This window comes from Amycolatopsis sp. WAC 01376, from assembly GCF_003947415.1.
GTDB lineage: Bacteria > Actinomycetota > Actinomycetes > Mycobacteriales > Pseudonocardiaceae > Amycolatopsis.
This window is the reverse complement of the sequence record NZ_QHKL01000004.1, coordinates 445,823-453,512: the sequence shown is the minus strand read 5'-3', so window position 1 is coordinate 453,512 and position 7,690 is coordinate 445,823. Positions and strand designations below refer to the sequence as shown.

Annotated in this window: 8 protein-coding genes; all 8 read right to left on the bottom strand. The window is 70.9% G+C overall.

Annotated features, from left to right (window positions below; genetic code table 11):
- Positions 1 to 343 precede the first annotated feature (343 nt).
- On the bottom strand, positions 344 to 967 hold the full coding sequence (locus DMH03_RS24770) for a hypothetical protein (RefSeq protein ID WP_125794386.1): 624 nt from the start codon (positions 965 to 967) through the stop codon (positions 344 to 346).
- 142 nt (positions 968 to 1,109) lie between these two features.
- Positions 1,110 to 1,646, bottom strand: coding sequence for a hypothetical protein (locus DMH03_RS24765; protein WP_125794385.1), 537 nt, complete (start codon positions 1,644 to 1,646; stop codon positions 1,110 to 1,112).
- A 100-nt stretch (positions 1,647 to 1,746) separates the two neighbouring features.
- Positions 1,747 to 2,403 (bottom strand): response regulator transcription factor, encoded by a 657-nt coding sequence (locus tag DMH03_RS24760; protein ID WP_125794384.1) that lies wholly within the window; start codon positions 2,401 to 2,403, stop codon positions 1,747 to 1,749.
- Positions 2,382 to 3,452, bottom strand: coding sequence for a histidine kinase (locus tag DMH03_RS24755; protein WP_125794383.1), 1,071 nt, complete (start codon positions 3,450 to 3,452; stop codon positions 2,382 to 2,384). The genes DMH03_RS24760 and DMH03_RS24755 overlap by 22 nt, the downstream gene beginning before the upstream one ends.
- A complete protein-coding gene (locus DMH03_RS24750) occupies positions 3,445 to 4,548 on the bottom strand; it encodes a sensor histidine kinase (RefSeq protein ID WP_125794382.1) in 1,104 nt (367 codons plus the stop codon). Before DMH03_RS24750 ends, DMH03_RS24755 begins: the two co-directional genes overlap by 8 nt.
- 8 nt (positions 4,549 to 4,556) lie before the next feature.
- Entirely contained in the window at positions 4,557 to 5,585 is a 1,029-nt protein-coding gene (locus DMH03_RS24745; protein ID WP_125794381.1) for a hypothetical protein, read from the bottom strand.
- Positions 5,582 to 6,481: a hypothetical protein gene (locus DMH03_RS24740; RefSeq protein ID WP_125794380.1), complete on the bottom strand. Its 900-nt coding sequence runs from the start codon at positions 6,479 to 6,481 to the stop codon at positions 5,582 to 5,584. The genes DMH03_RS24745 and DMH03_RS24740 overlap by 4 nt, the downstream gene beginning before the upstream one ends.
- Entirely contained in the window at positions 6,478 to 7,689 is a 1,212-nt protein-coding gene (locus tag DMH03_RS24735; protein WP_125794379.1) for an MFS transporter, read from the bottom strand. Before DMH03_RS24735 ends, DMH03_RS24740 begins: the two co-directional genes overlap by 4 nt.
- Between the last annotated feature and the right edge of the window lies 1 nt (position 7,690).

Sequence of the window (7,690 nt, the reverse complement as noted above, 5' to 3'; positions counted from 1 at the left end):
CGGAGGGGTCCTGCGCCGAACTCCACACCTTCCCGGTACGCGAAGGCGTCCTTCCCAACTCCGAGCGGAGGGAAGCGGCAAAGTCGCATAACCGCTGTTCGGTTCTGGGACGTGAGCTACTCGAGGCGCGCGTCAAGCTCCTGAGTGTCCACAAGGGACACTTTCGAGCGGTGAAATGTCTGATTGATGGCTAGATGCGCGGTTCTCGAGGGTGGTCGTGAGTGGTAATGATCGTTAGAACGATCATTACCACTCACGACCACTTCACAAAACGCCCGAATCAGGCACTGCTACCTGGGAAGAGTCCCCTGTGGACAGTCGAGAAGATGTCAGGTCACCGGGCTTACTTCTTCCAGACGATCGGGTCGTCCTTGTACCCGTCACCGTCGCTGAAGGTCGCGCCGCCGACCTCGCCGCCGTCCCTGACGGCCTGGAGTTCGCAGGTGTCGTAGGTCGCGCCGACGGTCTTGAAGTCCTTCTTCGCCGTCTCGGACTGGCAGTTCGGGGTCTCGCCGGTGATGATCACGCCGGTGCTCTTGTTGTTCGGACCGACCGCGCGCAGCCGCACCGTGCTGTAGGTGAGGTCCGTGCCGCCGACGTTCTCCACCGTCAGCCGGATGTACACCGGCGTCATGCCCTTGGCCTTGTCGCCGTACGCGGCGAGGTCTTCCTTCGGGCCCAGTTCGATCGCCTTGACGGTGATCGCGATGGTGCCGGACTTGTCGTTGCCGTACTTGAACGGGACGACGGCGCGGTCGCCGACCTTCAGTTCGCTGCCGGGCGCGGTGGCGTCCGCGTTCGAGACCGGGACGGTGCCGCTGGTCGCGGGCGAGGACGCCGCGGCCGACGTCGGCGCGGGCGCCGGGGGGGGAGCGGGGCTGCCCGACTCCTCTTTACCGCCGCAGGCGGAAAGCAGCAGCACGGCGGCGCAGCCGGTGGCGGACAGGGCGATGCGGTCGAACTTCATGGATCTCCTCGGACTCCCCGCCGAATCCTGCTCCGGCGTTCTCGCCACGCACCGTAGTCGATGAGGGAGTAAGACAGTGTGGGCCATTCGCACCACGAACGGTTACGAAAAGGTTACGCTGTTCGGCTTAATGGGGTGCCGTTCACTTCTTCCAGGTGATGGGGTCGTCTTGGTAACCGTCGCCGCCGAATGACGCGCCGCCGACCTCGCCACCGTCCTTGACGCCTTCTGTGTCGCAGGTCTCATAGGTCGCGCCCGGTGTGCTGAAGTTCTCCGGCGCTGTCTCGCCCTTGCAGGCCGAGGTGCCGCTGGCCATGATCACCTTCGTGCCCTTGCCGTTCGCGTCCACCGCGCGCACAGACACCGAAGTGTCGGCGAGATCCGTGCCGCCGACGTTCTCGATCACCATCCGGACGTAGACCGGAAGCGTGCCCTCGCCCTTGTCCTTGAACCCGGCGAGGTCCTCCTTGGGGCCGATCTCGACCGACTTGACGGTGATCGCGATCGTGCCGGACTTGCCCGCGTCGCTGAACGGGACGACGGCGCGTTCGCCGACCTTCAGCTCGCTGCCCGGCGCCATGGTGCCGTCGGCTCGGACGGTCTTCCCGGCCGCTTCCTCGCCACAGGCGGAAAGCAGCAGCGCGGCGACGCAGCAGGCGGCGATCAGGGCGGACTTCATGGATCTCCTAGGACTTCCGCCGAACCGGTACCGGCGAGCTCGTCACGCACCGTAGCCGCAACCGGCGGTGGCGAGTGTGGCCCGTTCGCACCACAACCGATCACAAATCGCTTACGCCGATCAGGCCATCCTGGATGGCGCGCGCGACCAGTGCGGCCTTGGTGGGGGCCTCCCGGCCGATCTGGGCGTATTTGACCCGGATCCGCTCGAGATGCGAGTTGACCGTGTTCGGCGAGATGCCCAGCCGGTGCGCGACGAAGTCCTTCGACTCGGACTGGAACCACTCGATGAGCACTTCGGTCTCGCGCGCGGAGAGGGCGGGGCGCCGCTCGGAGCGGTCCCCGGCCAGCGCTCCCGCCAGCGACGGTGGTGTGTACGACCGGTCGGCCGCCGCCGCGCGCACGGCTTCGAGGAGGTGCTCGGCGCCCTCGGCCTTGGTGAGATAGCTGAGCGCGCCGAGTTCGAGGCACTGAAGGACGGTCTCGTCGTCGTCCCGCATCGAGTAGACGACGACGCGGCGGCCCGCCTCGATGAGCCGGCGCAGATCGCCGATGGCCGGGGTGGTGCTGTTCAGGTGCAGGTCGAGGATGACGACGTCGGCTCGCGCGCCTTCGCCGATCCAGGCGGCCCGCACGTCCTCGCCTTCCGCCACGACGGTGACCGGCGGGCTGCCCGAGGACAGCCAGTACACGACTCCGGCCCGCACGGCCGGATGATCGTCGACGACCACCGCGGTCAGTTCGGTCGCGAACGCCATTTCGCCTCCATCCACGATCGTTCTCCCAGTGCGTGCCATTCGACGTCGACGGCGCCCGATCCGTTCGCCGTCGCACCGGGTTCACCGTCGGTGATCGCCGCGACGCGGATTTCGTCATCGGTCCGCAGGACGCTGACCCTGGCCTGCGAACGGGCGGCGACCAGCGCGGTCATCAGCGGACCGGTCAGTTCGCGGCGGATGCCGGTCGGGATCGGCGCCGGTTCGCCGCTGACCGCCAGCGTCACTGTCAGTCCCCGCCGCTCGGCGAGATCGACGCAGGCCGAGACCTCGTGCAGCAGCGGATCGGGGACGTCGTCGTTCTCCGCGAACAGCCGCCGCAGCTGCGTGGCCGCGAGCGCGCAGCGCCGCCGGACCGCTTCGTCGCGCGGGTCCAAGGTGTGGTCGGCGAGTCCGGCGAGCAGTGGCAGGGTGGCGCCGAGCTGACCGGCGAACCGGCTCCGCTGGTCGGCTTCGCGCTCCTCGGCGAGCGCCTTGCGGTGGGCCTGCCGGTCGCGTTCCGCCGAGGCCTCCGCGGCTTCGCCCACCCGCCGGTTGACGACCCTGATCAGCGCCAGCGTCGCGGCCTGGAAGGTGAGCACGCTGAGCCCGACGATCACCAGGCCGCCGATCTCGCCGCGATCGGCGGGCGCCGAACCGATCTGCCGGGAGAAGGTGAGCGTCATCTGGAGGACGAGCGCGCCCATCGCGAGTGCGGGGCGGTCCAGCAGCAGCACCAGCAGATGCCAGCCCGCGAGGCCGGACGCCCAGTCGTCCCCGCCGAGCAGCTGATCCGGCGGCAGCGTCCAGACGGCGACCGTCGACGCGGCGAGGACCACCACCGCCCCCGCGAGCGCGACCGGCCAGGGGACCGGCTTCCAGCGCAGGACCCACCACGCCGCCACGACGAGCACCACGGCGAGCGCGACGAACGCGGACCGGCCGGCCGTGTCGCCGAGCCGGGGCAGGCTCAGCACGGCCTGGATCACCGCCGTCGCGAGCAGGACCGCGATCCGGCAGCCGCCGAGGACCCGGTCCGCGGTCTCACTCATGCGGCCACACCAGTTCCACCGTGGTCCCCGCGCCGGGCGCTGAGGTCACCTCGGCCCGGCCGCCGGCCGCGGCCATGCGTTCGACGAGCGAACCGCGCACACCTCGCCGCTGCGCCGGCGTCCGCGCCGGATCGAAACCGCGACCCTCGTCCCGGACGGTCACCCGGACTCCGTCTTCCACGGTCAGCCGGGCATCGCCGACACCCGCGTGCCGATCGACGTTCACCAGCGCCTCACGCACGGCCCGCACCAGGGCGAGCGCGGCCGACGCCGGGATCGGCGGGACCGGCGACCAGTGCGTCTCGACCTTCACCGGGCTTTGCGCGAGCACGCCGCGCAACGAGGTCTCGAGATCGACCACACTGCCGGGACCGGATTCGCCGGTGAGGATCGCGAGATCGCGGCGGGCGTAGCCGGCGACCTCGGCAGGGTCCGCCGTTTCCCCGCGCTGGGCGACTGTGAGGAAGGTGGCCGCCGCCGTGTCGTGCAGGACGGCCAGATACTCCCGTTCCCGCAGTCGTCGTTCCACGGCAAGGGATTCCTCACGCGTCAGCCGGGCACGGCGCTCACGGAGATGGTCGATCCGACGCGTCGTTCGCGACAGCAGGAGGAAGGCGCCCCTGGCGAGGGTGGCCTCGAGCAACACACGCAGTACCACCGAGAGACCGCCCTCGAAGCCGAGCGGCACCACCTCGATCGCCAGCAGGCAGGCGAGGGCGGGCACGGTGATCTTCGGCGGCCATTCCCACTGGAGGGTGATCGCGGTGATGGTGAGGACGTTCAGGGCCCATTGGTTCAGCTCGCCCGCTTCGGGCGCTGTCAGGAACTGGGTGCCGCAGATCGCCGCGGCGCGCACCAACGCCAGCGCGAACGCCACCGGCCTGCCCCGGCCCGTCTTTCCCACCAGGTACTCGGCGACGGCGGTGACCAGCGCCAGCGCGAGCAGACCGAAGGCGAGCGGCAGCGCGCTCGACGGCGTGGCGAGCACTCCGAAAACGCTGATCACCAGCAATCCGGCGCCTCTTGCCGGACCGGCGAACCGGCCGACCACCCGCAGGAACTCCGCTTCGACGGAGGTCTCACGATCGGACGGCACGGCAGCAGTCAAGCAGACGCCTGCAGCGTCCGCAGGTCCAGTACCCGCCAGGTGAGAGCGTCGTTCCCGCCCGTCGACCACCACACGAACGGCCCACGCGCCAGCACGGTGCCGAACTCCGCCGCCAGGTCGGCCAGCCGCCCGGTGGCCGTGTCGTAGAGGGCGAGGACGCCGCGGTCGTCGTCGACCACGACCGCGTAACGATCGAGCACGACGACGTCACCGAACGCGGGCCGGATCCCCTTCCCGCCGACACGTCTTCGCTCGGAGCCGTCGGGCCGCATGAGGTCGAGCCGTGCGGTCCCGCTCTGCCGCAATACCTGGACCCGGCACCAGGACGGCGTGCAGTCGACCAGTTCGACGCTCTGCCCGTCGACCTTCCTCTTGCGGCCGTCGCGGAGGTCGACGAGTTCCGACGGTCCCGCCTGTTCGACAGCCGCCGCGGTCGCGAAGGGCCACGCGGTGAGTGCGTAGTCACCGGGCAGTGGGGCGCGGGTCACCGGGCCGCCGGCCAACGCCACCGTCCGCACCTCGGTGGCGTCGCCCCGCACGGCCACCCAGCTGGCCTTGGCGTCGTGCACGGCGAGGTCGTACTGGGAATCCAGGAGCACGACCCGCCCGGTGTCGGCGGTGACGGGGACCGGGTCCTCACCGTGTGGCCCGGCCCGCCACAGCGTCCCCGTCCCGGTGATGTCGGACAGTTCCAGCCACACCAGCGCGTCCGGGGAAGTGGCGAGGACGAACCGGGGCGAGCCCGACGGCGGGACCTCGCGGAGTACGCGATCTCCCACCACGAGCCGGACGACGTCGTCCCCTTGCCGCACCCCGGCCGAGATCCCGGAATCGAGGAACGCCAACGGTGTGTAGGGCGCCCCGGTGACGACGTTCGCGGCGATCCTCGCGTCCGGCCAGACGTCGGTGAGCGAAGGGACGGCGGGTGCCTTGGCCTCGGGAGCGGGTGCGGGCAGAACCATCACGACGACGGCCGCCAGCGCGGCCAACGCCAGCCCCGTGCGGGTGCAGTCGCGCGGGATCACCGCACCACCGCGGGGGAGGAGGCGCCCGCGCGGACGAGCACCGGCGCGCCGGTCCCGTCGGCGGGCACCGCGTAGATCGCCTTGTCCCGGCCGTAGGCGACGGTCCTGTCGTCCAGCCACTGCGGCTGGTCCTCGAGATGCGCGGGGTCGGCGAGCGGGACGTCGCGGCCGTCGGCGAGGGAAAGCACGTGCAGCCGCCACCGGTCGCCCGTACGGAACTTGTAGGCGACGCGGGTGCCGTCCGGCGAGAGCGACGGGCATTCGACGTTGCGCCGCAGCGCGGTCAGCGTGCGGCCACCGAGATCGCCGCGGACCAGCCAGGTTCCGCCCGCGGACCTGGCGGTGGCGTAGAACGTCCGATCGTCCCGGGCGAAGGTCACTCCCCAGTAGTTCAGATCCTCGGCCGGATACGGCTTTCCGTCCACGGTGAGCGCGAAATCCTCCAGGGAGCCGTAATGGTTTCCGGTGTCCAGGTCGAAGATCCCGGCGGTGGTGGAGAAGGTGCCCACCCCGCCCAGATAAGAGTCACCGGAGCGGAACACCGTCCAGCCGACCAGCCGTCCGGACGGGGAGACCCGGACCCGGGACGGCAGCCCCCATTCGGAGATCGACCGCGGTGCGGCTCCCGGTTTCGTGACGACCAGTTCGGCCTGGTCGGGCACCGCCGTCGCGCGCAGGCACGCCAGCGTCCCCGCGGTGACGTCCACGCGCTGACAGGCCGGGCCGACGCGGTCGTCCTGCCGGACCCGGCCCGAGTCGTCCACGTACAGCAGGCCGCCGTGCGCCAGGTCCAGCCGCTGTTCCGCCACCGCGTCCCCGGTGCGCAGCCCGACGAAGACCGCCCCGGCCGCCACCGTGACCAGCACGGCCGCGACGCCCACCCACATCCGTTTCATTTCACCCTCGTTCCGGCCAGTACCGACACCAGCAGCACCACGGCGAACACCGCGAACGCGGGCCGCAACGCCACCCCCGCCGCGAGTGCGCCGAACAGCACCGCGCCCGCCGCCCTGGCCAGTGCCTGTCCTGTTTGGACGATCGCGAGACCGGTGGCCCGCAGGGACTCCGGTACCAGCGGCGACGCGTGCGCCATCAGGACGCCGTCCGTGCACGCGTAGAACACCCCGTGCGCCGCCAGGACGACCGCCGCCACGGGCCATCCGCTCGCCGAAGCGGCCAGGACGACGTACGCGGCGAGCAGCACGACGTGACCGCCGAGGAAGACCTTCCACCGTCCGACGCGGTCGGCGAGCCGTCCGATCGGTGAGGCCAGTGCCATGAAGGTCAACGCCGTCGCCAAGGGCAGCAAGGGAAGCGCTCCCGGCGGCAAGCCGGCGGACTGCTGCACGCCGACGAACAAGAACATGTCGCCGACCGTGCACATCCCGAGAAGCGCGGCGGCCAGACAGGTGCGGCGGAGCGCGGGTTGCCGTAGCAGGGCGAAACCCGCCCGCAGTCGTACGCGTGACCGCTCGACCGTCCCGGCGGGGGCGCGGACGAACACGGCCAGCACGATCACCGCGATCACGGCGAGGCAGAAGCTCACTCCGAACACCGCCGGATAGTCGCCGGCGAGAAGCGTCAGCAGGCCGAACGCGGCGATCGGCCCGAGCAGCGCGCCCGCCGTGTCCATCGCGCGATGGACACCGAACGCGCGGCCGAGACCGTCGGCGGGGGTGGCGAGGGTGATCATCGCGTCCCGCGGCGCGGTGCGGATGCCCTTGCCCGCGCGATCGGCGCCGATCACCAGGCCGATCGCGCCGAGTGAGGATCCGGCCGCGGGGAAGGCGAGTTTGGTGGCCGCAGAGAGGCCGTAGCCCACCAGCGCGACGGCTTTCGGACGGCCGAGGCGGTCGGAGAAGTAGCCGCCCGCCAGCCGCAACAGCGCGGTCGCGCCCGTGTAGAGCCCGTCGATCGCGCCCAGTTGCAGGTAGCCGACTCCGAGGCCGTAGACGAGGTACAGCGGGAGCACGGCGGTGACCATCTCGGCGGACATGTCCGTGATCAGGCTGACCACGCCGAGGCCGATCACGGTGGCGGGCACCGATCCCGCCCGGCTCGCGGGCCGGGCGGGATCGGTGGAACGGAGGGTGGAGAGGTACATG

What these genes read in the sequence shown, in the direction of transcription:
- DMH03_RS24765 (WP_125794385.1), bottom strand. Translation starts at nt 1,646, where the DNA reads ATGAAGTCCGCCCTGATCGCCGCCTGCTGCGTCGCCGCGCTGCTGCTT.
- DMH03_RS24735 (WP_125794379.1), bottom strand. Translation starts at nt 7,689, where the DNA reads ATGTACCTCTCCACCCTCCGTTCCACCGATCCCGCCCGGCCCGCGAGC.
- DMH03_RS24755 (WP_125794383.1), bottom strand. Translation starts at nt 3,452, where the DNA reads ATGAGTGAGACCGCGGACCGGGTCCTCGGCGGCTGCCGGATCGCGGTC.
- DMH03_RS24760 (WP_125794384.1), bottom strand. Translation starts at nt 2,403, where the DNA reads ATGGCGTTCGCGACCGAACTGACCGCGGTGGTCGTCGACGATCATCCG.
- DMH03_RS24740 (WP_125794380.1), bottom strand. Translation starts at nt 6,481, where the DNA reads ATGAAACGGATGTGGGTGGGCGTCGCGGCCGTGCTGGTCACGGTGGCG.
- DMH03_RS24770 (WP_125794386.1), bottom strand. Translation starts at nt 967, where the DNA reads ATGAAGTTCGACCGCATCGCCCTGTCCGCCACCGGCTGCGCCGCCGTG.